Raw genomic sequence first — 24,168 nt, 5'->3', positions numbered from 1 at the left:
TCACGCTGCCGCCATTGTCACCCGCCCCACTGACAACGACCGTCCGCGATCGGCGTCAGACGCCCGGCACCGGCACCGGCACCGGCTCCGGCTCCCATGCGACCGCGAACGCCCGGGCCGGGTTCGCCGTGAAGATGTCGCGCACCAGCGTCTCGCCGAGAGTGACTTCGAGCCGCGGACGCAGGTGGCGCAGCAGGTGGGGCATGCCGGGTCCGCCGTCGACCGACCGGGCGGCCGCCGTCGTGGTGTCCCCGCCGAGCAGCAGCCGGTCCCCGTACCCGGCGTCGGCGAGCGCGGCCAGCGCCTCCGGCAGCCGCCAGTCGGTGGCGTGGTGGGCGCGGGACGGCCCGTCGAAGGCCAGGTAGGCCCCGGCAGCGGCGGCCGACCGGTGGGTGACCGGGTCGGGGGAGCGGTTGAGGTGCCCCAGGATCACCCGCTGCGGCGGCACCTCCAACGTCCCGCACAGCAGGTCGAGTACGTCCGGCGCGCCGGTGCCCAGCTCCAGGTGGACGCCGATGGGGGCGCCGGTGGCGTGGTGGGCCTCGGCCGCGGCGGCCATGGTGTACCGGGCGTGCGCGTCCAGACCGTGGAAGCCGCCCGCGACTTTGATCATCCCGGCCCGGGGGCACCCGGCGGCACCGCCGGCGGCCCTGACGGCCTCAACGGTCTCGGGAGCCTTGATGGCCCCGGCGGCCTTGACGGCCTCGGCGGCTTTGCCGGTCCCGGCGGTCTTCACGGCCCCGGTGACCTCAGCGGCCTCGACAGCAGCTCCCGTCCCATCGGTCGTGCCCGTGTCGCTCACCTCCCCCTTCCCGGTGGTCACACCCGTACCGAATTCCCCGCAGCTCCCGGTCCAACTGCCGATCCCTACCGTCAGCTCCGCCACGAACAGCCCCGCCAGATCCCGCAGTTCCGCCAAGTCCCGCAGCCCCGCGCCCCTTGCCGCACCGCCACCCGAGCTGCCCACACCGCCCGAAGCGCCGCGATTCCCCATCACCCGCTCCAGCACCTCCGGCGCGTAATGGACCGCCTGATGCAGACCCGTCGCCGCGACGATCCGCACGCCCGACTCCTCGGCGAGTCGCGGCAGTTCGCCCGCGTGCCGCCCCATCCCGTACGGCGTCCACTGGACCACCGTGCCGCCGCCCGCCTCCCGGAAGGCCCGTAGCTCGGCCGCTGCCGCGCCGGCGTCGGCGAGTTCCTGGCCGGGCAATCGCGGGCTGCGCAGGAACAGGTGGTCGTGGGCGTCGCAGAGGCCCAGTACGGCGGGGGAGACGTCTCCCGAGACCGTACGGACGGTGGGTTCCGCGCGCCTGGTCACCACTGCGCCCCGGTCGGCAGCAGGTCCGCCTGCGGCGCGGACAGGTGCAGCACCTGGAAGCGCTCCCCGTCCGTCTCCGGCGCGGCGCCTTCCCAGAGGGTGAAGTGCACCAGCTCCCAGTGCCGGGGGTCGAGCGCGAGCGCGGTGGTGTGCACTCCGTCCGTACGGGCCAGCCGCCGCTGACCGGCCAGCGCCTCCTCGACGGCGGTGGCCGGATCCGTCCCCTCGGCAAGCGTCTGCGTACGCCGGACGAAAGAACCCGGCACCGCCCCGGCGGACGGCCCCCGCTCGTGGTGGACGCCCATCCAGTGGCGCACCTCGGGGCGGCCGAAGTCCCGGATCACGCCGCGGAAGCCGGCGCCGAGCAGGAAACGGTTCATCGCCAGGGCGTCGGCCCAGAGGTAGAACGGCGCGTATTGATTGACGGGCGAACCGTCGACCCCGCGCTCCCGTATGCCGTACGCCTTCATCCCGAGCCCTTCGTAGGCGTCGAGGAGGTGGCCCCGGGTCCGGACCCGGTCGCGGATGATCTCCATGTCGTAGTCGGCGGGGAGGGTGACGGCGTACTGCAGGGCGTGCACGGGTGCTCCAAGTGGGTGGGAAACGGTGGGGTGCTGGTTCACGCGGGCCGGGTGGCTCCGTCGACGAGGCGGCCCCAGTCGGCGGTCGTGCCGTCGTCCGCCGCCTCGACCACGGCGAGGTGGGTCATGAACGTGCCGGGCGCGGCGCCGTGCCAGTGCCACTCGTCCGGACCGGTCCACACCGTGTCCCCGGCCCTGATCTCCTCGACCGGGCCGCCCCTGCGCTGCACCAGGCCGGCGCCCTCGGTGACGTGCAGGACCTGGCCGTGCGGGTGGCGGTGCCAAGCGGTACGGGCGCCGGGCGCGAAGTGGACGCTGAACATGCGCAGCCGGGACGGTGCGGGCGGCGCCGCGAGTTCGTCGAGCCACACGGTGCCGGTGAAGCGCTCGGCCGGGCCGGCCTGACTGTCCGCGCGGCTACGGGTGATCTCCATGGTGGTGGGGTCTTTCCGGTGAGCGTGCTGACGGCCTGTCAGGCGGTGGGGGTGGGGCCGGTGGCGCGGGCCGCGAGCAGGGCCAGCACTCCGCGTACGGCGGTGTCGAAGGGGGCGGTTGATGCGGCGGCGCGGGCCAGCACGTAGCCGCCCTGCACGGTGGCGACGACAGCGGCGGCGGTGCCTTCCGGGTCCAGCTCCGCGTCGAACTCGCCGCGCTCCCGCCCCTCGCGGAGAATCCCGGCGATCCGGCCGCGCAGCCAGTCGAGCGTCTCGAACACGGGGGCCCGCAGCGCCGGATCGGCGATGACGTCCGGGTCCATGGTCAGCCGGCCCACGGGACAGCCGCGCAGCACGTCACGCTCGCGCAGCAGGTAGGCCCGCACCCGGTCGTACGCGCCGCCTTCCCCGGAGAGGGCGGTGTCGGCAGTGGCCCGCATGGCCTCCGAGGTGCGGCGGATGGCGGCGAGTGCCAGGTCGGACTTGCCCGCGAAGTGGTGGTACATGCTGCCCTGGCCGACGCCGGCGTGCTGCAGGATCGCCTTCGGGCTGGTGCCGGTGAAGCCGCGCTCCCAGAGGAGCTGCCGGGTGCTCTCGATGAGCCGTTCGGAGGTGGTCATGGGGCGACTGTACATACCAGTAGTTACAGAGATCAACCGTGGATGCGCGGAACCCGCAGCCCCGCAGAATCCGCAGGTCCGCAAATCCCGCAGATCAACCAGGTCATGCCCGGCCTGGCGCGGCTCCGTCCGGCTCTCCCCGGCCTTACCCGGCCCTGCCCGCCCCTCTCCGGCCGATCGGCCCCACATGCCCTACTTGCCCCACGCGCCCTACCGCCCCCCGCGCCGTACCACCCCGGCAGTACCCACGATGCCGTCGGCCGTACGACGACCCGCGGACCCCGGCGGGCCAGGCTCGGAAGGGCGAACTTCGCGGCCGCGCCGAGCCGGTGTCCACCTCCGGGCCCCGGCCCGCGCGGCAACCGTCGACGAGGAGCTGATCTGTCATGTACGAGCTGGCGCACCCGTGGGCCGGTGGCGGCCCCGGGCCCTGGGTCGTTCTTTTCCCGCTGTTCTGGGCGGCCGTCGTGTTCGGCGTGGTCACCTTGCTGCGGCGTACCGTCCGGCGCGGCCGCCGGCGGCCGGTCGGCGGCCTCCGTGGTGCCGGGGCCGCGCAGGCGGCGCCTGCCGGTCCGTCGCCCATCGACCTGCTGGCCCGGCGCTTCGCGACCGGGGAGATCGACGAGGAGGAGTACTGGCGCCGGCTCTCCGTGCTGGACGAGCGGTTCGGTACGGAAGGCAAGAGCGCAACGGTGTGAAAAAGGGCGCGCGGACGCTCAAGGCCGCGCGCCCGCTCGGCGTACGCCCGCACGTCCCTTCAGCCGACCCCGGCGCCCCGTACCCGTGGGCGGCTGTCCACCGGTGTGCGCAAGGGTGGTTCGGCCGCTGTGAGCGCCGGTTCGCGCGCTGTCAGGCCACGGGCGCACGACGTGCGCCCCGCCGACGTGCGGCATACCGACTCCTCCGGTGCGAGGGAGAGGGCGGGGAGCGTGAACCAGACGATCTTGCCGCCGCCGTCGGGGCGCACCCCCCAGCTCTCGCTCAGGGCCGCGATCAGCGACAGTCCGCGGCCTTCGGTGTCGAGGGTCGCGGCCGTCCGCACCCGGGGCAGCCGAGGATCCAGGTCGCGTACCGACACCGTGAGCTGGTCCAGGAGGACGAGCAGTTCCACGGTGCACTGCTTGCTGGGCACGGCGTGCTGGTGCACGTTGGCCAGCAGCTCGGTCACGCCGAGTGCCGCCGGGTCTATCAAGGCGTCGAGACGCCAGTACCGGAGCTGTGCCGATACGATTCTGCGCACCTGGCCGATCCGGGCCGGAAGGGCCTGGAGCTCCACCGTGCAGTGTCTGCTGGGCTGCCTGATCACGACCGCGACTCCCTGATGAGGTCGGGCGCCCTCGTACGACGGGGGCGAAGATCGGATCCAGCGATGCCGCCTTCCACCACAGTGTCACCGCTGGTGAACCCTCAGTGATACGAGTCCAGGGTCGTCCCACCAGTGCGCTCCCGCAACCGCACCGTCCCCCGAAAGACCCTGTCAAGCGCGAGTGGAGCGCGCCGCGCGTACGGCATCCAGGAAGCGGTCCGGGGTGCCCAGCGTCAGCGAGTAACGGTGTCCGTTCAGGGTCGCGAGCGCCCGGTCACGGGCCGCGAACAGCGGTTTGTGCGCCTGTACGGCCTGCACCGGCGCGCTGTCGATCTCGGTGCCGTAACTCGTCAGCAGGGCCAGTCTGCCGTCCTGTATCACGACTTGGCCCGCCCGGGTGAGCGACCGGAGCAGCCATCTCTCTATGCGTACCCCGGTGGCGTTGAACTCGGGCTCCGCCATGGCGATCACCTCCTCGACACGTCGGGCGTGCGGCCTCCACCCGCCCCCTCGGTGCGCAGTCTGCCCGCGTCGTGCCGCGTGCACCAGTACCCCTTGGCCAAAGCTCGCCCCCGGTCCGGTCCCAGGTGGTGCTTGGGGTTGCTCAAAGGGTTGTTTATGCAGGTGAGAAGCGTGTGGCAGGTGGTTATAGTCGGAACCGGCCCGGCGTTCCGCACGGGTCTGGACCCACGTCGGGGAGCGCGCCGATGAGCACCGCACAGTCACCGTACGACCCCGCGGACCGGGTGCCCGGGAGCGGCTGCCCGATGCCGACCATGGACATCGACCGCAGTGATCCGGACTACCGGAGCTGGCTCAAAGAAGCCGTCCGCAAGGTGCAGGCGGACGCCAACCGGACGGCGGACACCCATGTGCTGCGCTTCCCGCTGCCGGAGGAGTGGGGCATCGACCTGTACCTGAAGGACGAGTCGACCCATCCCACCGGCAGCCTCAAGCACCGGCTGGCCCGTTCGCTGTTCCTCTACGGGCTGTGCAACGGCTGGATCCGGCCGGGCAAGCCCGTCATCGAGTCCTCCAGCGGCTCCACCGCGGTCTCCGAGGCGTACTTCGCGGGGCTGATCGGGGTCCCGTTCATCGCGGTGATGCCGGCCACGACCAGCCGTGAGAAGACCCGGCTGATCGAGTTCCACGGCGGCACCTGCCACCTCGTCGACGACCCGCGGACCGTCTACGCGGTCTCCGCCCGGCTGGCCGCCGAGTCCGGCGGGCACTACATGGACCAGTTCACCTACGCCGAACGGGCGACGGACTGGCGGGGCAACAACAACATCGCCGAGTCGATCTACCAGCAGCTACGGCTGGAGCGGTATCCCGAACCGGCCTGGATCGTCGCCACGGCCGGCACCGGCGGCACCTCGGCGACCATCGCCCGTTACGTGCACTACATGCAGTACGACACCCGCATCTGTGTGCCCGACCCGGAGAACTCCTGCTTCTTCGACGGCTGGCGGACCGGCGACGCGAAGTCGGACTGCGCCACCGCCTCGCGCATCGAGGGTATCGGGCGGCCGCGCATGGAGCCCAGCTTCGTGCCCGGCGCCATCGACCGGATGATGAAGGTCCCGGACGCGGCGAGCGTGGCGGCCGTACGGGCCCTGGAGCGGGCCATCGGACGCAAGGCGGGCGGCTCGACGGGGACCGGCCTGTGGAGCGCGCTGAAGATCGTCGCGGAGATGGTCGCCGAGGGGCGCACCGGCTCCGTCGTCACCCTGCTCTGCGATCCGGGCGACCGCTACCTCGACAAGTACTACTCGGACAGGTGGCTGGCGGAGCAGGGCCTGGACATCGCGCCGTACGCGGCGACGATCGAGAGCTTCCTGGAGACCGGCACCTGGCCGGGCTGAGCCACTGGCCCTCGCCGGGGCCGCAGGGGCGGCATCCCTGAAGCCGGGGCGTCACCCCGGCCGCCCGCCCCTCAGATGTCGGCGCCGTCGCCCGGTTCGCCCGCGACGACCAGTTCCGGGGGCAGTTCCGCGATCTCCTCGCGCGCCCGCGCCGGCAGTCCGCGGTCGGTCACCAGGACGTCCACGTCCTCCAGGGAGGCGAAGGAACTGAGACCCACCGTGCCCCACTTGGTGTGGTCGGCCACCACCACGACCCGGCGGGCGGAGCGGACGAAGTGGCGGTTGGTCTCCGCCTCGGCGAGGTTGGGCGTGGACAGCCCGGCCTCCACCGATATGCCGTGCACGCCGAGGAAGAGCACGTCGAAGTGGAGGGAGCGGATCGCGGCGTCCGCCACCGGACCCACCAGGGTGTCCGAGGGGGTGCGGACCCCGCCGGTCAGTACCACCGTCGCCGCGCCCGCCCGGGGCGCCTGGCTGCCGCCGGCCGCCGCCCGCTGCGCGTTGTAGAACACGTCGGCCACCCGTACCGAGTTGGTGACGACCGTCAGGTCCGGCACCTCCAGCAACTGCTGGGCCAGCGCGAACGCGGTCGTGCCGCCCGCCAGGGCGATGGCGCCGCCCGGCGCCGCCATCCGGGCCGCCGTCTTGGCGATGTCCTCCTTGGCGCTCAGCTCCAGCCCCGACTTGGCCTCGAAGCCCGGCTCGTGGCTGCTCGGCTCGCTGACCGGCACGGCGCCGCCGTGCACCTTCTCGACCATGCCCTGCCGGGCGAGGGCGTCCAGGTCGCGCCGGACCGTCATGTCCGAGACGTTGAGCCTGCGGGTCAGCTCGTTCACGCGGACGCCGCCGCGCCGTCTGACCTCGTCGAGGATCAGAGCGCGCCGCTGCTCCGCGAGCAGGTTCTGGTTGTCGCTCACCCCGGCCTGTCCCTTCCACCCGGCTGCCGTTGCGTCCACATCCTCGCACGCGGCACCGGGCGCATCCGCCCCGCCGGGGTGGGGTGTGCGTCCGTGGAACCGGGAAGAAGGCAGGCGCGAGGCGCGCGCCCGGAGCGGCGGGCGTTCGGTTGAGCATGACATGACAGCGGAGGGCGCGGCCGGGTACCGTGCGGCGCCGACCGGCACGTACGGCATCGGGGGAAAGACCAGTGGACACCGCAAGCAGTACGCACCGCGACACTCCGGACGGGCCGGACACCACCCCGGACGGCGACGCGCCACCCGGCGAGCGGCAACTCGCCCTGGAACTCCTCGTGCACGGCGTCGGCGGCACGACCCCGGAGAGGATGCTCGGCGACCCGCGCACCGTCCTGGTCACCGGCGACGACACCGCCGCCGTGTACCGCAGGGCCGTCGACGCCGACGCCGAGCAGCGCCCCGACGACTACCGCGCCGAACCGATCCGCGAGGCGTACTGCTGGTGCAACCTCACCTCCGGCAACGGAGCCCGCGCCCTGTGGCTGATCCTGCTCCCCTTCATGGTCGCCAACCTCGCCCACTGGATGCGTCCCGCCGCCCCCTCCCACCACAGGGGCCACTACGTGTACGACATCCTCGTCCGCCTCCTCGCCCTCAGTCTCACCGTCCTGCTGGTCGCCGCCGCCTGCGAAGTGGCCCTGGACCTGACGGCCTGGCAGTGCGCCGGCAGCGCCGCGTGCGCCGCGGGCAAGTCCTGGATGGGCTTCATGAGCCCCGAGCAGGGCGGCACCTGGAGCGGTCCCGGCCGCCGTATCGTGCTGGCCGCCCTGATGCCGCTGCTGCTCGTCGGCTTCCTGTGGTGGCTCTCCCGCCGTACGTGGAGCGCGTACGAGTCCGCCTCGCCGCCGCCGCGGCGCCCCGGCACCTCCCGTGACGTCCCGTCCGCCCAGCGTCCCGCGCTGACCCGCCGCGGCTTCTGGTACGGCCGCCGGGTGGTGGCCCGGCTGCGCGCCGCGCACACCGCGGCCGGGCTCCTGACCATCGCCGTCGCGCTGCTCGTCGCCGGGGCGGACTTCGACCGGCGTACGGGCGGCGGCGGCCTGCTGTCCGTCCTCGGCCGGGTCCTGCTCACGCTGGTCGTGCTGCTGGCCGCGCTCACCGTATGGATCGTCTGCCGCACCGCGCGCTGCGAAGCCGAACCGGATGAACACCGCGACCGCTTCCTGGTCAGGGCACTGCCGTTCGGCGCGCTCTGCGCGCTCGTCCTGGCCGCCGTCCACACGGCCTGGGCCCGGCCCGACTGGGTCAGCGGCGACCGGCTGCCCGGCAGCGGCGCCTTCGGCGGCATCGCCGTCTTCCAGGGCCTGCTGGTCCTCGGCCTCCTCGTCACCGCGGGCTTCCTCCAGAACGCCGCCCGACGGCACGGGCACGGGCACGGCGACGGCCGCGCCGCGCTCAACGGATTCCACGGCGCGGCCGTCGCCCTGCTGGGGTGCGCGCTGGGCGGCGTGCTCACCGGGGGAGCGGCCCAGCGGCTGGGCGACTGGCTGGACGGCGGCTCGGCCCCCGGCCGGCCGGGCGCGCCGATCGCCGGACCGCCCGTCCTGCTGTCCTGGCAGGCGTCGGTGCTCCCGGTGCTCCTGGTGGTCGTCGCGGCCTTCGCCGTCCTGGCCGGTGTCCGGATGCTGCTGGTGCGCCGCAAGGTGGAACCGGACATCCCCGGCCTGTACGACAAGCAGGAGCGGCCCGACGAGCAGCGGACGCGCCGCATCGCCGGCACCATCGCCCGGGCCGGGCTCACCGACTCCGCCCCGGTCCTGGTCGGCGCCGTCTGCCTGGTCACCCTCGTGCTGGGCGCCGGCGCCGTGGCCGGCGCCTGGCTCACCGACCGCGCGCCCGGCCGCGCCACGGAGCGGGCGCCCCTGCTGGTGCACACGGCCGCCGCGACGGCGGAGTCGCTCGGCTCCTGGCTGATGGGCGCCGGTGTCCTGCTGCTCGCCGTCATGGGCTGGCGCGCCTACCGCGACCGCTCCACCCGCCGGACCATCGGCATCCTGTGGGACGTCGGTACGTTCTGGCCGCGCGCCGCGCACCCGTTCGCGCCGCCCTGCTACGCCGAGCGCGCCGTCCCCGACCTGACGTGGCGGATGGCCACCTGGACGGAGAACAACGACGGCCGTCTGGTCCTCTCCGGCCACTCGCAGGGCAGTGTGCTGGCGGCGGCCGCCGTCTGGCAGCTCGACCTGGTCACCCGCAGCCGGGTCGCCCTGCTCACCTACGGCTCGCCCCTGGAGCGGCTGTACGGGCGGTGGTTCCCGGCCTGCTTCGGGCCGGCGGCGCTGACCGGCCTGCACCGGGAGATGGACGACTGGCGCAACCTGTGGCGGCTGACCGACCCCATCGGCGGGCCCGTGCGGCTCACCTGCGAGGACGGCCCCGACATCGACCTCGGCCCGCTGCGCGACCCGCTCGCCTTCGGGCGGACCCTCCAGCATCCGCTGCCCGCCCAGATCCTGGGGCACGGCGACTACCAGTCCGACCCGGTGTTCGAGGAGGCCCGCGCCACACTGATCGCCCGGCTCGGGGCCTGCGTGCCGCACCAGCGCGATACGGCGGAGCCCCCGGAAGGCAGTTGACGGTGGGTCAGGGCAGGTCGGGCAGATCCTCCGCGTACAGCAGTGTGAGGTCGTCGGTGTCCGGGTCGGCCAGCAGGGCGACCCGGCCCGCGTGCCGCTCGACCATCGCCTCGAACGTCTGCCGGGCCGTCCGCCCGTTGCCGAACGAAGGGCCCTTGGGGAGCGCAGTGAAGTACTTCAGCAGCGCCTCGCCCGCCCCCTCGGCCAGCCGGTACTCATGCTCCTCACCCTGCTGCTCGACGATCCGCAGCAGGTCCTCCGGCGCGTAGTCACCGAAGGTGATGGTGCGGGAGAACCGGGACGCCACACCCGGGTTGACGGCGAGGAAGCGCTCCATCTCGGCGGTGTACCCGGCCACGATCACCACCACCGCCTCACGGTGGTCCTCCATCAGCTTCACCAGCGTGTCGATCGCCTCGCGCCCGAAGTCCCGCCCGGAGTCCTCCGGCGAGAGCGCGTACGCCTCGTCGATGAACAGCACCCCGCCGCGCGCCCGGTCGAACGCCTCCTGCGTACGGATCGCCGTGGAGCCGATGTGCTCGCCGACCAGGTCCACCCGGGACACCTCCACCAGATGCCCGCGCTCCAGCACGTCCAGCGCGGCCAGGATCTCGCCGTAAAGCCGCGCGACGGTGGTCTTGCCGGTGCCGGGGGAGCCGGTGAAGACCAGGTGCCGGCGGACGGAGGCGGCCTTGAGCCCGGCCTCCTGCCGTCGCCGCCCCACCTCGATCATGTTGATCAGACTGCGGACCTCGCGCTTGACGCTCTCCAGGCCGACCAGCTTGTCCAGCTCGCCGAGCACTTCCTCGGAGGGCCGGCTCACCGCGGGAGCCTGCGCGGGTTCCGGGGCGGGCGGCGGCTGGACCGGCTGCGTCGGTACGGCCCCGAGCAGCCCGGCCGTCCGCGTCGCCGGTACGCCCACCGGCGCCCGCACCGCCGGGGCCGGTGCCGCCGGCTCCCCGGCCGCCCGGCTCTCGTCGCTGGTGCAGTCCTGTACGGTCGGCCCGCCCGGGTACCCCTCGCCCTGCGCCGCGCCGCTGTCCGCGAACTCGTATCCGCCGCGGGCGCACCGCTCGGTGCGGCAGCGCGTCAGCGTCGTACGGCAGCCGTCGATGATGTGGAAGCCGTAGCCCGAACTGCCGGTCACCCGGCAGCCGGTGAACGTGCCGCGCCCCTCCGCCGAGACGTAGAATCCCGCCTCGGCCGGGGAGGCGACCACACAGCGCTCGACGGTGGGATCGGCGCCCTTGGTCACGATCACACCGGTCTGGGCCGCGTCGATGGTGCAGTTGGCGAGCGTGCCGCCGCTGCCGTGGTCCCGGAACCAGGCGCCGGTCGCGGCCTCCCGGATGCGGCAGTCGTCGAGCTGTACGGTCGCGCCGTCGCTCACCGACACCGCCGTGTTGCGCACCTGGGACAGGTCGGAGTCGACCACGTCCGCGCGCGAGCCCCGGTCCAGCACGAACAGCGCGTCCGGCACGTCGTGCACCCGCGTCGCGTCCAGGACGGCGGTGGCGCCGTCGCTGACCCACACCGCCGGGTAGTCGCCCGTACTGTCGTGGATCTCGCACTGGTTGGCGTCCACCCGGGTGCCCGGGTCCCATACGGACAGCCCGTTGCGGCCGAAGCGCCGCACCGTGCTGCGGGTCAGCGTCAGCACCGACCGGGACCGCAGGTCCACGGCGTTCTCCGGGATGTCGTGGATGTCGCAGTCGGCGAGGGTGAGCACCGCGTCGGTGTCCAGGGTGATGCCGTCGGCGGAAGTCCGGTGCACGGAGCAGTCGGTGAGCTGGCCGCCGGCCCGCGAGGCCACCTGCACCCCTGTGCCCTTGATCTCGTACAGCTCGCAGCCGACCGCCTCCACGCCGCTGCCCTCGCCCTCGACCGACAGGCCGGCGCCGGAGGCGTGGCGCACCCGGCAGTTCTCCAGCCGCGGGTGCGCGCCGCCGCGCACCGCGATCCCGGACCGCCCGGCGGCCACCACCTCGCACTCCTCGAAGATGCCGCCGGCGCCGTCCAGCACGCTGATGCCCACACCGCCCGGGTTGTCGACCGTGCAGCGGCGTACGGTCGGGCGCGCGCCGCCGCGCACCTCGATGCCGGACGCCGAACGCGTCACCACCCGCAGCCCGTCCAGCTCCGGGGCCCCGTCCTCCACCAGCACCGCGGGCACCGTGGAGTCCTGCCCCTCCACCTGGAGGTCCTGCACCGTCGCCGAGGCCCGCACGGTCAGCGCGACACCGTCGGCGGGCGCGATCCGCACCGACCCGCGCGCGCCTTCGGGGCCCCGCAGCGTCACCGCGCGCAGCAGCACGAGGTTCTCGCGGTACGTACCGGCGCCGACGGTCAGCACGTCGCCGTCCCCGGCGGCTTCCAGGGCCGCGGCCAGCGAGCCGTACTCGCCCGTGCGGCGCCGCCACCGCGACGTGCCCGTGTGCGTCACCTGGACCGAGCCCTGTGCCATGGCGCTGTCGTGTCCCCACCTCGTGCGGCTGTTACCGGCCCGGCAGTTGTACGTCCGCGTATGTCCGCGTACGTGCGCCCGGGACCCCAGCCGGGAGGCTGGCCGCTCCACCGTAGCGCGCCCGGCGGGCGCCGGATGACATGGTCAGCCTGTATGTGCGGGAGTTCGCGGACGGCACCGGCGGCCCCGCCGTACGAGAATCCGGTGGCCTCCCCGGAGGCCGTGCCGCGGACCGTCGCGCAGCCCGCGTCCGCCGTTCAGCTTCCCGCCCCGGCCCGTCCCCAGTCCTGGTCCACCCGCTCCCACTCCCGCTCCCAGCGCGCGTACCGGCGCTCCAGCATCCGGCGCGTCACGAACTGCCGCCCGCCCATGGTCACCGCTGCCGTCAGGGCCGCCGCGCCGAGCCCGGCGAGCACCGCGTGGGCCCGGGCCGTGCCCGCGTCCAGTGGCCGCGCCATCACCCGGCCCCGCGCGTCGGTCCAGATCCGGAACCGCTCACCCGGCTTCACGGCACCCGGCGCGGCGACCGGGCCGCTGTGCTCGCTGCCGTCCGGGGCGGTCCAGCGGGCGTTCACCCGGTGGTGCGTCGCACGGCCGGCGGCGGCCTCCGGGTCGGAGCCCGGGGAGGGCCGCGCGACGGACCGGTCCGACGTCGCCCACACCTGGTGCCGCTCCTGTGCCTGCGTCCGCACGGACCGCCGCAGCGCGTCGTGGGCGGCGCTGCCCGCGGCGAGGCCCGCGAAGCCGCCGCCCAGCACGATCAGCAGGGCGGCGGCCAGCGCCAGCCACGCCTCCAGGAGGTCGGTCGTCCGGCGCAGCGGGTTGCGCCGCCAGCGCCACAGTCCCGCGATGACTCGTACCACGTCGTGCCCCCTCTCGTATCCGCAGGTACCTCGTCCGGCGCGCGTCATGCACGGACGGGGCGAACGGAGGACGAAGGTCCCGGCGCCGCCACGTGGACGCGGGGGCCGGGCCGCGTACGGCGCGGGGCCGCCCGGCGCTCCCGCACCTGCGGGGCGCGCACCGTATCGCCGCGTGCGCGGACTTCAGCCACCCCTGGCGGCGGCCGGCACTGTGTATCCCCGTGTGAGGGAGGGCCCGCGATGGAGCACCGACAGGTCGGCCGGCTCATGAACACCGAGGTCGTCAAGGCCCGGCACACCACGTCGTTCCGGGAAGTGGTCCATCTGCTGAGCCGGCACCGCAAGACGGGGCTGCTCGTCGTCGACGGTGACGGCAAGGTCGTGGGCGTCATCTCCGAGACGGACCTGATGTTCCGCCAGGCCGCCCAGGACATGCTGCAGAACCGCTGGTACAACCGCCGCCGGCTGACCGGCAGCGCCCGCGCGGCGCGGGCCAGGAAGCGCGGCCTGCGGGCCGGGCAGCTCATGACCTCGCCGCCGGTGACGATCGGCCCCCACCAGACCGTCACCGAGGCCGCCCGGCTGATGGTGACCGGGAAGCTGGACCGGCTGCCGGTCGTCGACGCGGAGGGCCGGCTGTGCGGGCTGGTGACCCGCAGCGATCTGCTGAAGGTCTTCCTGCGCCCGGACGAGGAGATCCGCGAGGAGCTGATCACCGAGGTCCTCGTGCGCACCCTCGGCCTCAAGCCCGGCGCGCTCGGCGTGTCCGTACGGGCGGGCGTGGTCACGCTGTCGGGGCGGCTGGGGCGCAGCAGCGAGGTGCCGGTGGCGCTGCGGCTGGCGGGGCGTATCGACGGGGTGGTCGCTGTGGTGGGCCAGTTGGAGTACGAGCACGACGACGCGGCCGAACAGCACGGCGAGCAGATCGTCCGCGACCGGGCGCAGGAGTGGCTGCGGGCCCCGGAGGACCGGCCGCGCTGACGGGGCGGACCCGGGCGCCCGGGTCGGCCGGAGGCGCCCGTCCGTACGACGCGCGCCGCCGCGCCCGGGCATCCACCGCCGCGCCCCTCCGTCCTTCGACGCGCCCACGCGCGTCACTGCACCCGTACCGCCAGGGTGACCTCGGTCCCCCGGGCCCCGGCCGCCCCCGCCTCGCCCGGCCGGACCGCGAACCGGTCCGCCACCAGGCGTGCGAGCCACAGCCCGCGCCCGTGGTGTGCTCCGTCGAGCCCCGGCAGCAGTTCGGGGATCACCGTTTCGCTGAAGCCGGGGCCCGAGTCGCTGATACGGCACTCCAGTTCGTCACCGATGCGGCGCAGCAGCAGCCGGCCCGAGCCGCCCGCGTGCTCCACGGCGTTGCCCGCGATCTCGTCCACGGCCAGGACGAACTCCCCGCGCCGTGGTTCCGCCAGGCCCTCGCGCAGGGCGCACTCCTCCACCAGCAGCCGAAGCTGCGGCAGCACCCGCGCGGTGAAGCGGCGCCGCAGCAGACAGGTGGCGTTCTGTGTGTCGGCCGGCCCGTCCTCGGACGTGGCCGGCTCCGGGGTCAGCACGGCCGTATCACCTCCGTCATGGCCAGCCGCTGCACCGCGCCCGCGCCGAGGCGGTGCAGCGTGCGGGCGTGTACGCGGTCGCAGCGGACCTCGACGAGCTCGTGACCGCTGGCCCGGTCGGCCAGCACGATCAGCGCGGTGGCGCAGCTCACCGACAGCAGGTGCAGCCGCGTCAGGTCGACGGTGAGCCGGCGGGCGCCGGCGCTGCCGGACAGCGCCAGCTCCAGCGCGGTGGTGAAGGGGCGGCGGGCGGTGGCGTCCGCGTCGCCGACGAAGTGCACACTGCCGTCCCCGCCGCGTACCGACCGCAGGCTGCCGAGCCGTTCCAGCAGGCTGCGCGGGTGCGCCCGGTCCATCGCGTGCAGCACCTCGGGGCTGAACCAGCGGCGGTCGTAGGCACAGATCTCGCTGTACGGACGGCCGTCGAACAGCGCGTCCGCGTGCGTCTCACGGTGCATCATCACCCGTACGTCGGCGTTCAGATCGGGCACCCACCGCATGTCGATGAAGGCCCGCAGGCCGGTGAAGCCCTCGGCGGCGGCCCGGGCCGTCTCCGAGTGCAGCCGTCCGAGCTGCCGCTCGGGCGTGAACCGCAGGTCCGGGCGGATCAGTCCGCGCATGCTGCTCAGCACCAACTGGCCCCGTTCGCGGGCCGTGACGGTGCTGCGGCCGGTGAAGTCGAGCCGGGCCAGCACCTCGGCCTCCGGGAGCCACGGATCGGGGAAGAGCATGACCTTCTCCCCCTGGGCGAGTCCGAGCCGTACGAAGGCGGTCATGACCTCCCAGCGCACCTCGTCGTCGTCGTAGCTCACAAAGGCGTGGTCCCCGGGACGCATGTGCTGCACCGGAATGAGATGGTCTCCGGGCGGTTCCCAGGTCGGCATCGGCACCTAGACACTCCCCACGGCTCCCGCTGTCGGTATCGCCGTGCGCTCACTGTAGGCAGCCGGACACGCGCCCGCAATGCGGCCGGGCGCTCCGCGTCCGGAGGTGTGCGCCGGTGCCGACGGCGCGTCAGGCGCCCGCCGTGCGGGGCCCGGGCGTGCGGGCGGGCGGGACTCAGGCGGGCGGGCGGCGGGCGAGCACCTCGAAGGGGTCGCCGACGCGGAGGGTGCCGGTGCTCTCCGGGATCAGGTTCTGGCCGAAGACGAGCTGGTCACCGATGCGGCGGTGGCGGGCCAGGGTGCGCAGCGGCTCCTTGCCGCGCCGCCCGGTGCGCTGGCCGGTGGTGGTGATCACGCACCGGCCGCACGGCTTCACCACGCGGAAGACGACCTCGCCGATACGTATCCGCTGCCAGGTGTCCTCGTCCCAGGGCGCGGTGCCGTCCACCACGACGTTCGGCCGGAAGCGGGCCATCGGCAGGGGGCCCTCGTCGGCATGGGCCCCTTGGGCGACGAGCGCGTTGAGGGCGCTGAGCGAGGAGGTGGTGGTGAGGAGCAGCGGGAAGCCGTCGGCGAAGCTGACGGTCTCGCCCGGCCGCGCGTAGGCCGGGTCGGTGGGGCGCCGCCGGGCCGGCTCGTCCAGGTGGACCAGCTCCACGGCTACGCCCAGGTAGGTGCTGAACCACTCGGCGGCGGTGCCGGACACGGGCACCGCCTCGACCTTGTCCCGCCACACCTCGACCGGGACCGTGGCCCCTGGCTCCGGTACCTCGACGGTCAGCGGCGGCAGGTCCGGCGCCGTCAGCCGCAGGGCGCCGCCCGGGAGTTCCGTGGCGGTCACGGCGGCCAGCCGGGGCCGGGCGCGCTGGGTGACGAACCGGCGCTCGCCGTCGACGAGCATCCAGCGGCGGTCCCCGGCGAGCCCCCACGGTTCCACGACCGCCTCGCCGGGGTCCGACCCCGCCACGGATTTGACCGGATACCGGTGTATGGACTGGAGGAAAGGGTTCAGCACGCCCTCATCCTGCCAGGCTCCCGCAGCGGCCCGGTCACCGGTGCCGCCCGGTCGTGCGGGACCGGTCCTCCGCCCGCGTACGGATCAGCCGGTCAGTACCCGCGGGGGTACTGCTGGCGGCCGCCGTACGGATCGTCGTACGGGGACGGCGCGGGGCGCGGGGCGACCGGTCCGGCCGGGCGCATCGCGTCGTATCCCGTGCCGCCGTTCCCGGCGGGGCGCTGGGGCTGTTGCTGCTGGGCGGGGTAGCCGCGCGGTCCCGTCTGCTGGGGGATGTACGGCGCCGGGGCGCTCTGCAGCGGGGCGACCGGCTGGGCCGCGGCGCTCTGATACCCCTGGCCGGGATGCGGCGGGGAGGGCGCGGCGGGGAGCGCGGGCAGCGCCGACGGCAGGGCCGGCATGTACGACGAGCCCGAGTCATAGGGCAACTCGACGCGGATCGGGGCAATCTGCGGGGTGCCGCGCTCGGCGACGAGGGAGTCGTAGATCGGGGTGTCCGGGAAGGACGGCGAAGCGTAGTAGCCGCCGCCGTAGGTAGAGCGGGGGGAGGTCATACCTCTTAAGTTAAGCCCACGATGTGCCGGTTGGGGAGCCTGAAAAGAGGGTTGTTTCACGTGTCGCGTGCAGCTCCTGATCTCCAATGTGCGCGAACTTGGCAAAAACGGTCGCGATCGCCCGTAGGAATCGTGTAAAGGCCGTGTCCACATCAGATGAACGGCGGACATTTTTCGGCAAGTAGGTTGGAACCTGCCACCGTGCAGAAGGGGCGCCGCACCGGAGCCCGGCGAGCGAAGCGAGCGAAGCAAGCGAAGCAAGGAAGGGGCGCCACGATGCCGATGCCCAAGGGGAGCAACGTCGCGGTACCGGCCACATCGGTACGGCTGGAACTGGAATGGCGCACCGGGCCCGGCACCCCGGACGTGGACGCGTCGGCGCTGCTGCTGACCGCGGCCGGGAAGGTCCGTGACGACGCCGACTTCGTCTTCTATAACCAGCCCGCGCACGCCTCGGGCGCCGTCCGCCACGAGGGCAAGCGGCCCGCCGGGGACACGGTGACCGACAGCCTGTCCGTCGACCTGGACCGGCTGGAGCCCGCCGTGGCGAAGGTGGTGCTCGCCGCCTCGGCCGACGCGGGCGCCTTCGGCCGGGTGGACGGGCTGCGCATCCGGGTGCTGGACGCGGACGGCGGCGCCGAACTGGCCCGCTTCGACAGCCAGGACGCCACCGACGAGACCGCCTTCGTCCTCGGGGAGCTGTACCGGCGTCAGGGCGCCTGGAAGTTCCGGGCGGTCGGGCAGGGGTACGCCACCGGGCTGGCCGGACTGGCCACGGACTTCGGCATCAGCGTGGCGGAGGAGCCCCCGGCCCCGGCCGCCGCGCAGCCGGCTCCGCCCGCCGGGGCCCCCGCCCCTCCCGTGAGCCGGTCGAAGGTCACCCTCACGAAGGAGGCGCCCGCCGTCTCCCTGACGAAGCAGGGCGGCACCTCGGGCACGCTACGGGTCAACCTGAACTGGCGGCAGGCCGGCGAACCCGCCGCCCGCCCGGGCAGGAAACTCGGCCGCAGGGCCATGAAGGCGCTCGGCGCGCTGCCGCCGCGGTCCGGCGACCTGGACCTCGACCTGTGCGCGCTGTACGAACTCACCGACGGCAGCGCGGGCGTGGTCCACCCCATCGGCGGCAGCTTCGGCGCCCTGCACACGCCGCCGTACATCCAGCTCGACCGGGACGACCGCACCGGCGCCGTCACGGCGGGTGAGAACCTGACGGTCGACCTGGACCACCAGGCCCGCATCCGGCGCATCCTGGTCTTCGTGACCGTCTACGCGGGCGCCACGAGCTTCGCCGGACTGCACGCGACGGTCACCCTCCAGCCGCAGCACGGCGCCCCCGTCGACTTCGCGCTCGACGAGTGCACCGTTGCGTCGAACGTCTGCGCCCTCGCCCTGATCACCAACACCGGCGGCGAACTGGTCGTACGGCGCGAGGCCCGCTACCTGGTGCCCGCGCCCGGCGTCAGCCCGCAGCGCACCGTCGACGAGGCCTACGGCTGGGGCCTGAACTGGACCCCGGCCCGCAAATGAGCACCGCTCAGGACGCTCCGGGCGCTCCGTACGTCCGGCCCTTCCAGGCGGCCCCCCGCCCCCGGTGGTGCTGGACGGCGGAGTCGAGCGTCATCAGAAGGTAGAGCAGCGCGGTGCCCGGCAGCAGCGGGGCGAGCAGCAGCGGCTGGCGGTAGTGGCGCAGCATGGGCAGGTACGTCCCGGCCATCACCGCCCACGCGGCGCCGCCCAGCACCACGGCCGTCGCCCCGCCGCCCGCGAGACCGACCGCCAGCACGGCGGGCGGCGCCAGATAGACCAGCGCGAGCCCTGCCACCGTCCCCGCCAGCAGCAGCGGGCTGTGCCGGAGCTGCGCGTACGCGCTGCGCGAGACCATCCGCCACAGCGGGCCCAGCCCCGCGTACGGGCGCACGCTCTCCACCCGGTCGCCCAGCCCCAGCCAGATCCGGCCGCCGGCCCGTTGCACGGCCCTGCCCAGCGTCACGTCGTCGATCACCGCGTGCCGGATGCTGTCGGGCACCCCGGCGCGCTCGGCCACCGCACACCGCAGCAGCACACAGCCGCCGGCCGCGGCGGCGGTCCGTGCCGCCGGCCGGTTGACCCACCGGAAGGGATAGAGCTGCGCGAAGAAGTACACGAAGGCCGGGACGACCATCCGCTCCCAGAACGACACCACCCGCAGCCGCGCCATCTGCGACACCAGGTCCAGGTCCGCCGAGCGCGCCGCGGCCACCAGCTCGCGCAGGCTGTCCGGGGCGTGCGCGATGTCCGCGTCCGTCAGTAGCACGTACTCCGCGTCGCCGCGCTCCCGCACGAGTGCCAGGCCGTGCCGCAGGGCCCACAGCTTGCCCGTCCAGCCCGGCTCCGGCACGCCGGGCGCGGTGACCGTCAGCGGCAGCCCGCCCTGTCCGGCGGCCAGCTCCCGGGCCAGCCCGCCCGTCCCGTCCGTACTGCCGTCGTCGACGAGGACCACCTCGGCCCGGCCCGGGTACCTCTGCGCCAGCAGGGACGGCAGGCTCACCGGCAGCACCGCGGCCTCGTCGCGCGCCGGGACCACGACGGTGACCGGCGGCCAGCGCTCCGGGTCGCTCCGGGCGGGCAGCCGTACGTCCGTACGCCAGAAGAAGCCCTGCGCCAGCGCCAGCCATGCCCAGGCCGCGAGCGACCCGGCGCCGATCCACTCCATCGCTCCCACGCCCGCAGTCTGCCGCACCGGCGCCCGCCGTGGCCGGAACCCGCCGGGCGGCACCGCGGGCGCGGCGGCCGGCGGTCGCCGGTATGACAAGTACCGGGCGGCCCGGCGTAAAGTGTCCGGGTGAAGATCGCGCTCATGGACTCCGGTACCGGCCTGCTCGCGGCGGCCGCCGCGGTACGGCGGCTGCGGCCCGACGCCGACCTGGTGCTCTCCTGTGACCCGGACGGCATGCCCTGGGGCCCGCGCCCGCCGCACGACATCGCGGCGCACGCGCTCGCCACCGCGCGGGCCGCCGCGGCGCACCGCCCGGACGCCCTGATCGTCGCCTGCAACACCGCCTCCGTGCACGCCCTGCCCGTCCTGCGGGCCGAGCTGGAGCCCGGACTGCCGGTCATCGGCACCGTCCCGGCCATCAAGCCCGCCGCGGCCACCGGCGGCCCGGTCGCCATCTGGGCCACCCCGGCCACCACCGGCAGCCCGTACCAGCGCGGCCTGATCGAGCAGTTCGCGGCCGGTGTCGAGGTCACCGGCGTGCCCTGCCCCGGCCTCGCCGACGCGGTGGAGAGCGCCGACGAGGCCGCGATCGACGCCGCCGTGGCGGCCGCCGCCGCGAACACCCCGCGTGACGTGCGGACCGTCGTCCTCGGCTGCACCCACTACGAGCTGGTCGCCGAGCGCATCCGCGCCGCCCTCCAGCGGCCCGGCGCCCCCGCGCTCGTCCTGCTCGGCTCCGCCGAAGCGGTCGCCGCCCAGGCGCTGCGCCGCGTCGGGGCGGACCCGGCCCCCGCCGCGGACCCCTCGGGAACCGTCACCGTCCTTCTCAGCGGCCGGCCCGGGCGCCTTCCCGAAGCCGCTCTCGCCTATGACGAGGGACGCCTCCTGTCCGGCGCGGCGCAGGCCGGGGTCTAGCCACCGGCGGCACCGGCTCCGGGGCCCTCGCCCCCTGCGCGACACGCTGCCAGGACGGGCAAAGGCGCGTACGCTGCGTCTCATGAGGGACCACCCCCACGAGGGGGCACCCGCCCCCGGCGAGCACAGCGGCTCCGGCAGTCACCGCGACGCCCCGGACGTCCCCGAGGTGTGGCACGGGCGCGCCACCAACCGTGCGCAGTGGCTCCTGGCGGGCATCGGCGCGGCCTGTCTCGCTTTGGGTATCGAGCTGGCCGTGGACGGCGCCTGGTCGTCCGGCCCGGCGCCGCTGGTGATGTCGGTGGTCGGCTGCGTCCTGGCCGGTCTGCTGGTGCTCTTCGGCACCCTCGCCTTCGTGCACGTGGCCGTACGGGTCGACAAGGACTGCCTGGAGGTGCGGTGCGGCCACATGGGCCTGCCCCGCCGCCGCATCCCCCTCGACCATGTCGTCGGCGCGGACTTCGCGCCGCGCGTCACCCCGCGCCACTGGGGCGGCTGGGGCTACCGCTGGCGCCCCGAGCAGGGCACGGCCGTCGTGGTGCGGCGCGGTGAGGCCGTGGTGCTCCGGCTGGGCGACGGCCGCAGCTTCACGGTCACGGTGGACGACGCCGAGAACGCCGTGCGCTGCATCCGTGGCCGGTGCGGGATCGACAAGGGCCGGGCCGCCGGGACCTGAGGCGCGTACTCCTGTTCGCAAGGGTGTTCGGTGCCCTGTGGCTGGCGCTTCCGCCTCCCGGTCCTCGTTAGGGTGCGCGGTATGGCGACACCCGACTTCATCCGTGACATCCGGGCCGGTATCGGCCACCAGCTCCTGTGGCTCCCCGGCGTGAGCGCCGTGGTCTTCGACGACCGCGGCCGGGTCCTGCTCGGCCGCAGGGCGGACAACGGCATGTGGTCGATCATCGGCGGCATCCCGGAGCCGGGGGAGCAGCCCGCCGAGACCGCGGTCCGCGAGGTCTACGAGGAGACGGCGGTGCACGTGGTCCCCGAGCGGGTGATCCTCGTCGAGGCGCTCCAGCGGGTCCGCTACCCCAACGGTGACCTGTGCCAGTTCATGGACATCTCGCTGCGCTGCCGCGCCGCCGGCGGTGCGGCCGTCGTCAACGACGACGAGTCGCTGGAGGTGGGCTGGTTCGCGCTGGACGCGCTGCCGGAGCTGGAGGAGTTCGCGGTGGCGCGGATCAAGATGGCCATGGACGACGGGCCCGCCTGGTTCGCCGGCATCGAGCAGGCGCGGTAACGGGCACGGCCGTACGGACCCGGCGGCTGCCGTCACACGTGGGCCCGGGGGAGGCGGATCGAGGTCTGCGACTCCTCGCCCCCGCCGGGCAGCTCCGGCCCCTCCGGCATCTCGGGCCCGCCGGGGCCGTCCGGCGGCGCGGAACGGTCCGCCTCCTCGGTGTGCATCTGCTGCCGGCCGCCGTCCTTGCGGCAACTGCTCAGCCAGGTGCCGGTGGGCCCGTTCTCGTACTGGCACTCCCAGCCCCGTACCGTCAGCGCCGGCCGGTTCGCGTCCGCCTCGCGGAAGAACTCCGCCATCACGCTCCGGGCCTCGGCGCAGCCCGCGGTCGGTCCGGCGCCGGGCCCGGAGAAGAGCCGGGCGGTCAGGCCCTCGCCCATGGCGTCGGGCAGCGCCCCGCAGTCCAGCGGCTGGCCGGGAACGGCGGAGCCGGTACCGTCCGGCTCCGACGGACTCGCGCTGCCGCCGCCCTCCGGGCCGCCGGACGGGCCGCCCTTCAGGCTCTTCGTGGGGCTCGCGCCCGGGGCGGAGCCGGAGGCGGCGGGCGACGCCGCGGTGTCACCCGGTCCGCTGCCGCCGCACGCGGCGACGGCGAGGGCCAGCAGGGCGGTCGGTACGGCGATGAGCCGGCGCATGTCGAACTCCTTCGGCCGCGGGTGACGCAGGCGGGACGCTCCGCCGTACGGACGCTAAGAGGCGCGTGCGCGGGCTGCGATCCGGAACGGGCGAACGGGTGAACGGCGCCCCCGGCCGCCCCGTCCCTCCGCGCGGGACCCGCCCTACCGGTAGCCGCCTCCGGATGCGGCCGGTGCCCGGCTGCGGCAGCGTGGTGCTGTCCCACCAACCCGACCGAGGGAGCAGGGCATGGGCGACAAGAGCGCCGTGGACAAGGTCAAGGGCAAGGCCAAGGAGATGAAGGGCGCGGTCACCGGTGACGACCGGACGAAGGCCGAGGGCCGCACCGACCAGGCCAAGGGCAAGGCCAAGGGCGCGATGGACGAGGCCAAGAGCAACGTCCAGGGGATGCGGGACTCGCTCAAGAACAAGGGCGACCGCAGCACCTGACCCCGTGGCGGTGGCCCGCCGGGCCCCGCCCGCGCCCCGCCGTCCGCACACCGGTGCGGGCGGCGGGGTGACCCGTGCGCCGGGGCGCTCGTTGTGCACGGCATGATCAAGAAAATTGCCGCCGCGGCCCTGCTGGCCGGCTCGGCCGCCGCCACGGCACAGCCCCCCGCGCAGGCCGTGGAAATCCCCGAAGCCCTCGGCGCGACCACCGCCCTGACGGTGGAACTGCTCTCCCAACTGCCGCACGTCCACGATCTGCAGCCACCGCCCGCGTTCCGGGTCCAGCAGGGGGGCGGCAGGTAGGCGGGACGGGGGTGCGTGCGGGGTCGGTCCCGTCCTTCCAGGGGCACGGTGTCGGTGCGCTCGTCGCCCCCGCGCGGGCGGTCAGGGCCGGCGTGCCACGGCGGCGTACGAGGCGGCCACGGCGTCCGAGACCTGTGCCGCCTCGCCCGGATCGTCCGGCCGCCAGTGGTGTGCCAGGGTGATGCCGGGCTCCAGCAGTTCCCAGCCGTCGAAGAAGCGGGCGAACTCCGCCTCCGTCCGAAAGGCCACGGAGGTGCCCGCCGCCGCGTAGATGTCCGAGATGCGGGCCATCGCCGCGGGGGCGAAGTCGGCGGTGGCGTGGGTCATGGCCAGCGTGCTGCCGCTGGGCAGGGCCGCCTTGAGGTGCTCGACGACCCGGTGCGCCCGGTCCTGCCCGCCGTCCGGCACGAAGTGCATCAGCGCGTTCAGGCTCAGCGCGACCGGGCGGCCGAGGTCGAGGGTCTCCCGTACCTGCGGCGCCGTGACGATGCCGGCCGGGTCGGTGACGTCCGCCTGGAGGTAGGCGGTGCGCCCCTGCGGGGTGCTGCGCAGCAGCGCGGCGGCGTGGGCCAGCACGATCGGGTCGTTGTCGGTGTAGACCACACGGGCATCCGGGGCGAGGCCCTGGGCGATCTCGTGCAGGTTGGGCGAGGTGGGGATGCCGGTGCCGATGTCCAGGAACTGGCGCAGGCCCGCCCGCGTCAGGGCGCGGGTCGCGCGGTGCATGAACTCCCGGTTGACCCGCGCGGCGACCGCCGCCGACGGGAAGACGGAGAGCACCCGCGCGGCGGCCGTGCGATCGGCGAGGAAGTTGGTCCTGCCGCCGAGGAAGTAGTCGTAGATGCGCGCCGAGTGGGCCCGGTCGAGTTGCAGGTCCACCACCGGTTCGCCGTGCTGTTCGCTCACGCGGTCCGCCTTCCCTGTACGGCTGCCGGTC

At 74.3% G+C, this 24,168-nt stretch carries 26 protein-coding genes; 10 read left to right on the top strand and 16 right to left on the bottom strand.

The window, feature by feature from the left end; genetic code table 11:
• Positions 1-55: 55 nt before the first annotated feature.
• From ACH4EB_RS11065 to ACH4EB_RS11050, 4 genes are read right to left on the bottom strand one after another with little or no spacing between them, the layout of a single operon-like run.
• Positions 56-1,321, bottom strand: a complete 1,266-nt coding sequence (locus ACH4EB_RS11065) for a phosphotriesterase (RefSeq protein ID WP_398347120.1) — start codon at positions 1,319-1,321, stop codon at positions 56-58.
• The gene (locus ACH4EB_RS11060) at positions 1,318-1,902 is read right to left on the bottom strand and encodes a DUF4865 family protein (RefSeq protein WP_398347119.1); all 585 of its coding nucleotides are present in this window, start codon (positions 1,900-1,902) and stop codon (positions 1,318-1,320) included. The genes ACH4EB_RS11065 and ACH4EB_RS11060 overlap by 4 nt, the downstream gene beginning before the upstream one ends.
• Before the next feature lie 38 nt (positions 1,903-1,940).
• The gene (locus ACH4EB_RS11055; RefSeq protein ID WP_398347118.1) at positions 1,941-2,336 is read right to left on the bottom strand and encodes a cupin domain-containing protein; all 396 of its coding nucleotides are present in this window, start codon (positions 2,334-2,336) and stop codon (positions 1,941-1,943) included.
• Positions 2,337-2,374: 38 nt separating this feature from the next.
• Positions 2,375-2,956 carry a TetR/AcrR family transcriptional regulator gene (locus ACH4EB_RS11050; protein ID WP_398347117.1) on the bottom strand — a complete coding sequence of 194 codons (582 nt, stop codon included), beginning with the start codon at positions 2,954-2,956 and terminating at the stop codon, positions 2,375-2,377.
• Positions 2,957-3,342: 386 nt separating this feature from the next.
• Here ACH4EB_RS11050 and ACH4EB_RS11045 point away from each other — a divergent pair, with 386 nt between their 5' ends.
• Entirely contained in the window at positions 3,343-3,654 is a 312-nt protein-coding gene (locus tag ACH4EB_RS11045; RefSeq protein ID WP_398347116.1) for an SHOCT domain-containing protein, read from the top strand.
• 59 nt (positions 3,655-3,713) lie between these two features.
• On the opposite strand, the gene ACH4EB_RS11040 is transcribed toward ACH4EB_RS11045, so the two are convergent.
• Both ACH4EB_RS11040 and ACH4EB_RS11035 read right to left on the bottom strand, forming a co-directional pair.
• Positions 3,714-4,262, bottom strand: a complete 549-nt coding sequence (locus tag ACH4EB_RS11040) for an ATP-binding protein (RefSeq protein WP_398347115.1) — start codon at positions 4,260-4,262, stop codon at positions 3,714-3,716.
• A 171-nt stretch (positions 4,263-4,433) separates the two neighbouring features.
• The gene (locus ACH4EB_RS11035) at positions 4,434-4,724 is read right to left on the bottom strand and encodes a hypothetical protein (protein WP_398347114.1); all 291 of its coding nucleotides are present in this window, start codon (positions 4,722-4,724) and stop codon (positions 4,434-4,436) included.
• A 305-nt stretch (positions 4,725-5,029) separates the two neighbouring features.
• Here ACH4EB_RS11035 and ACH4EB_RS11030 point away from each other — a divergent pair, with 305 nt between their 5' ends.
• Complete coding sequence (locus ACH4EB_RS11030) at positions 5,030-6,127, top strand: PLP-dependent cysteine synthase family protein (RefSeq protein ID WP_398347603.1); 1,098 nt, start codon at positions 5,030-5,032, stop codon at positions 6,125-6,127.
• A gap of 71 nt (positions 6,128-6,198) precedes the next feature.
• Here the strand turns inward: ACH4EB_RS11030 and ACH4EB_RS11025 are convergent, their stop codons facing one another.
• The gene (locus ACH4EB_RS11025) at positions 6,199-7,044 is read right to left on the bottom strand and encodes a DeoR/GlpR family DNA-binding transcription regulator (RefSeq protein ID WP_398347113.1); all 846 of its coding nucleotides are present in this window, start codon (positions 7,042-7,044) and stop codon (positions 6,199-6,201) included.
• Between the two features lie 230 nt (positions 7,045-7,274).
• Here ACH4EB_RS11025 and ACH4EB_RS11020 point away from each other — a divergent pair, with 230 nt between their 5' ends.
• Complete coding sequence (locus tag ACH4EB_RS11020; protein ID WP_398347112.1) at positions 7,275-9,680, top strand: hypothetical protein; 2,406 nt, start codon at positions 7,275-7,277, stop codon at positions 9,678-9,680.
• A 7-nt stretch (positions 9,681-9,687) separates the two neighbouring features.
• Here the strand turns inward: ACH4EB_RS11020 and ACH4EB_RS11015 are convergent, their stop codons facing one another.
• Positions 9,688-12,144, bottom strand: coding sequence for a right-handed parallel beta-helix repeat-containing protein (locus ACH4EB_RS11015; RefSeq protein ID WP_398347111.1), 2,457 nt, complete (start codon positions 12,142-12,144; stop codon positions 9,688-9,690).
• Between the two features lie 257 nt (positions 12,145-12,401).
• Entirely contained in the window at positions 12,402-13,007 is a 606-nt protein-coding gene (locus tag ACH4EB_RS11010) for a hypothetical protein (protein ID WP_398347110.1), read from the bottom strand.
• 240 nt (positions 13,008-13,247) lie between these two features.
• Between ACH4EB_RS11010 and ACH4EB_RS11005 the strand changes: the two genes are divergently transcribed.
• Positions 13,248-13,988, top strand: coding sequence for a CBS domain-containing protein (locus ACH4EB_RS11005; RefSeq protein ID WP_398347109.1), 741 nt, complete (start codon positions 13,248-13,250; stop codon positions 13,986-13,988).
• Between the two features lie 113 nt (positions 13,989-14,101).
• Here the strand turns inward: ACH4EB_RS11005 and ACH4EB_RS11000 are convergent, their stop codons facing one another.
• From ACH4EB_RS11000 to ACH4EB_RS10985, 4 genes are all read right to left on the bottom strand, one after another.
• The gene (locus ACH4EB_RS11000) at positions 14,102-14,560 is read right to left on the bottom strand and encodes an ATP-binding protein (protein WP_398347108.1); all 459 of its coding nucleotides are present in this window, start codon (positions 14,558-14,560) and stop codon (positions 14,102-14,104) included.
• Positions 14,554-15,372: an MEDS domain-containing protein gene (locus tag ACH4EB_RS10995; protein ID WP_398347107.1), complete on the bottom strand. Its 819-nt coding sequence runs from the start codon at positions 15,370-15,372 to the stop codon at positions 14,554-14,556. The genes ACH4EB_RS11000 and ACH4EB_RS10995 overlap by 7 nt, the downstream gene beginning before the upstream one ends.
• 247 nt (positions 15,373-15,619) lie before the next feature.
• Complete coding sequence (locus tag ACH4EB_RS10990) at positions 15,620-16,459, bottom strand: MOSC domain-containing protein (RefSeq protein WP_398347106.1); 840 nt, start codon at positions 16,457-16,459, stop codon at positions 15,620-15,622.
• 92 nt (positions 16,460-16,551) lie between these two features.
• Positions 16,552-17,013, bottom strand: coding sequence for a DUF6643 family protein (locus ACH4EB_RS10985; protein ID WP_398347105.1), 462 nt, complete (start codon positions 17,011-17,013; stop codon positions 16,552-16,554).
• Between the two features lie 276 nt (positions 17,014-17,289).
• Between ACH4EB_RS10985 and ACH4EB_RS10980 the strand changes: the two genes are divergently transcribed.
• Entirely contained in the window at positions 17,290-18,540 is a 1,251-nt protein-coding gene (locus ACH4EB_RS10980; protein WP_398347103.1) for a TerD family protein, read from the top strand.
• 7 nt (positions 18,541-18,547) lie between these two features.
• Here ACH4EB_RS10980 and ACH4EB_RS10975 read toward each other — a convergent pair whose 3' ends face one another.
• Entirely contained in the window at positions 18,548-19,705 is a 1,158-nt protein-coding gene (locus tag ACH4EB_RS10975; protein WP_398347602.1) for a glycosyltransferase, read from the bottom strand.
• 129 nt (positions 19,706-19,834) lie between these two features.
• Between ACH4EB_RS10975 and ACH4EB_RS10970 the strand changes: the two genes are divergently transcribed.
• The 3 genes from ACH4EB_RS10970 (at position 19,835) to ACH4EB_RS10960 (ending at position 21,863) form a co-directional block, all read left to right on the top strand.
• Positions 19,835-20,623: a glutamate racemase gene (locus tag ACH4EB_RS10970; RefSeq protein WP_398347102.1), complete on the top strand. Its 789-nt coding sequence runs from the start codon at positions 19,835-19,837 to the stop codon at positions 20,621-20,623.
• An 82-nt stretch (positions 20,624-20,705) separates the two neighbouring features.
• The gene (locus ACH4EB_RS10965; RefSeq protein WP_398347101.1) at positions 20,706-21,299 is read left to right on the top strand and encodes a hypothetical protein; all 594 of its coding nucleotides are present in this window, start codon (positions 20,706-20,708) and stop codon (positions 21,297-21,299) included.
• Between the two features lie 81 nt (positions 21,300-21,380).
• A complete protein-coding gene (locus ACH4EB_RS10960; RefSeq protein WP_398347100.1) occupies positions 21,381-21,863 on the top strand; it encodes an NUDIX hydrolase in 483 nt (160 codons plus the stop codon).
• Positions 21,864-21,895: 32 nt separating this feature from the next.
• Here ACH4EB_RS10960 and ACH4EB_RS10955 read toward each other — a convergent pair whose 3' ends face one another.
• On the bottom strand, positions 21,896-22,498 hold the full coding sequence (locus ACH4EB_RS10955) for a hypothetical protein (RefSeq protein WP_398347099.1): 603 nt from the start codon (positions 22,496-22,498) through the stop codon (positions 21,896-21,898).
• Positions 22,499-22,727: 229 nt separating this feature from the next.
• On the opposite strand from ACH4EB_RS10955, the gene ACH4EB_RS10950 reads away from it, so the two are divergent.
• Complete coding sequence (locus ACH4EB_RS10950) at positions 22,728-22,928, top strand: CsbD family protein (RefSeq protein WP_398347097.1); 201 nt, start codon at positions 22,728-22,730, stop codon at positions 22,926-22,928.
• Between the two features lie 102 nt (positions 22,929-23,030).
• Positions 23,031-23,231, top strand: a complete 201-nt coding sequence (locus tag ACH4EB_RS10945; protein ID WP_398347096.1) for a hypothetical protein — start codon at positions 23,031-23,033, stop codon at positions 23,229-23,231.
• Between the two features lie 81 nt (positions 23,232-23,312).
• Here ACH4EB_RS10945 and ACH4EB_RS10940 read toward each other — a convergent pair whose 3' ends face one another.
• Positions 23,313-24,137: an SAM-dependent methyltransferase gene (locus ACH4EB_RS10940; RefSeq protein WP_398347095.1), complete on the bottom strand. Its 825-nt coding sequence runs from the start codon at positions 24,135-24,137 to the stop codon at positions 23,313-23,315.
• Positions 24,138-24,168 lie beyond the last annotated feature (31 nt).

The sequence above is a fragment of the Streptomyces sp. NPDC018045 genome (genome assembly GCF_044327445.1).
Classification (GTDB): Bacteria; Actinomycetota; Actinomycetes; order Streptomycetales; family Streptomycetaceae; genus Streptomyces.
The sequence above is the reverse complement of the archived record's forward strand: the minus strand, read 5'-3'. Positions and strand labels throughout refer to the sequence as shown.

Coding starts and splice junctions, on each gene's coding strand:
- ACH4EB_RS11035 (WP_398347114.1), bottom strand. CDS start 4,724: ATGGCGGAGCCCGAGTTCAACGCCACCGGGGTACGCATAGAGAGATGG.
- ACH4EB_RS10960 (WP_398347100.1), top strand. CDS start 21,381: ATGGCGACACCCGACTTCATCCGTGACATCCGGGCCGGTATCGGCCAC.
- ACH4EB_RS11055 (WP_398347118.1), bottom strand. CDS start 2,336: ATGGAGATCACCCGTAGCCGCGCGGACAGTCAGGCCGGCCCGGCCGAG.
- ACH4EB_RS10945 (WP_398347096.1), top strand. CDS start 23,031: ATGATCAAGAAAATTGCCGCCGCGGCCCTGCTGGCCGGCTCGGCCGCC.
- ACH4EB_RS10980 (WP_398347103.1), top strand. CDS start 17,290: ATGCCGATGCCCAAGGGGAGCAACGTCGCGGTACCGGCCACATCGGTA.
- ACH4EB_RS10975 (WP_398347602.1), bottom strand. CDS start 19,705: ATGGAGTGGATCGGCGCCGGGTCGCTCGCGGCCTGGGCATGGCTGGCG.
- ACH4EB_RS11045 (WP_398347116.1), top strand. CDS start 3,343: ATGTACGAGCTGGCGCACCCGTGGGCCGGTGGCGGCCCCGGGCCCTGG.
- ACH4EB_RS10955 (WP_398347099.1), bottom strand. CDS start 22,498: ATGCGCCGGCTCATCGCCGTACCGACCGCCCTGCTGGCCCTCGCCGTC.
- ACH4EB_RS10965 (WP_398347101.1), top strand. CDS start 20,706: ATGAGGGACCACCCCCACGAGGGGGCACCCGCCCCCGGCGAGCACAGC.
- ACH4EB_RS11015 (WP_398347111.1), bottom strand. CDS start 12,144: ATGGCACAGGGCTCGGTCCAGGTGACGCACACGGGCACGTCGCGGTGG.
- ACH4EB_RS11050 (WP_398347117.1), bottom strand. CDS start 2,956: ATGACCACCTCCGAACGGCTCATCGAGAGCACCCGGCAGCTCCTCTGG.
- ACH4EB_RS11030 (WP_398347603.1), top strand. CDS start 5,030: ATGCCGACCATGGACATCGACCGCAGTGATCCGGACTACCGGAGCTGG.
- ACH4EB_RS10950 (WP_398347097.1), top strand. CDS start 22,728: ATGGGCGACAAGAGCGCCGTGGACAAGGTCAAGGGCAAGGCCAAGGAG.
- ACH4EB_RS10985 (WP_398347105.1), bottom strand. CDS start 17,013: ATGACCTCCCCCCGCTCTACCTACGGCGGCGGCTACTACGCTTCGCCG.
- ACH4EB_RS11005 (WP_398347109.1), top strand. CDS start 13,248: ATGGAGCACCGACAGGTCGGCCGGCTCATGAACACCGAGGTCGTCAAG.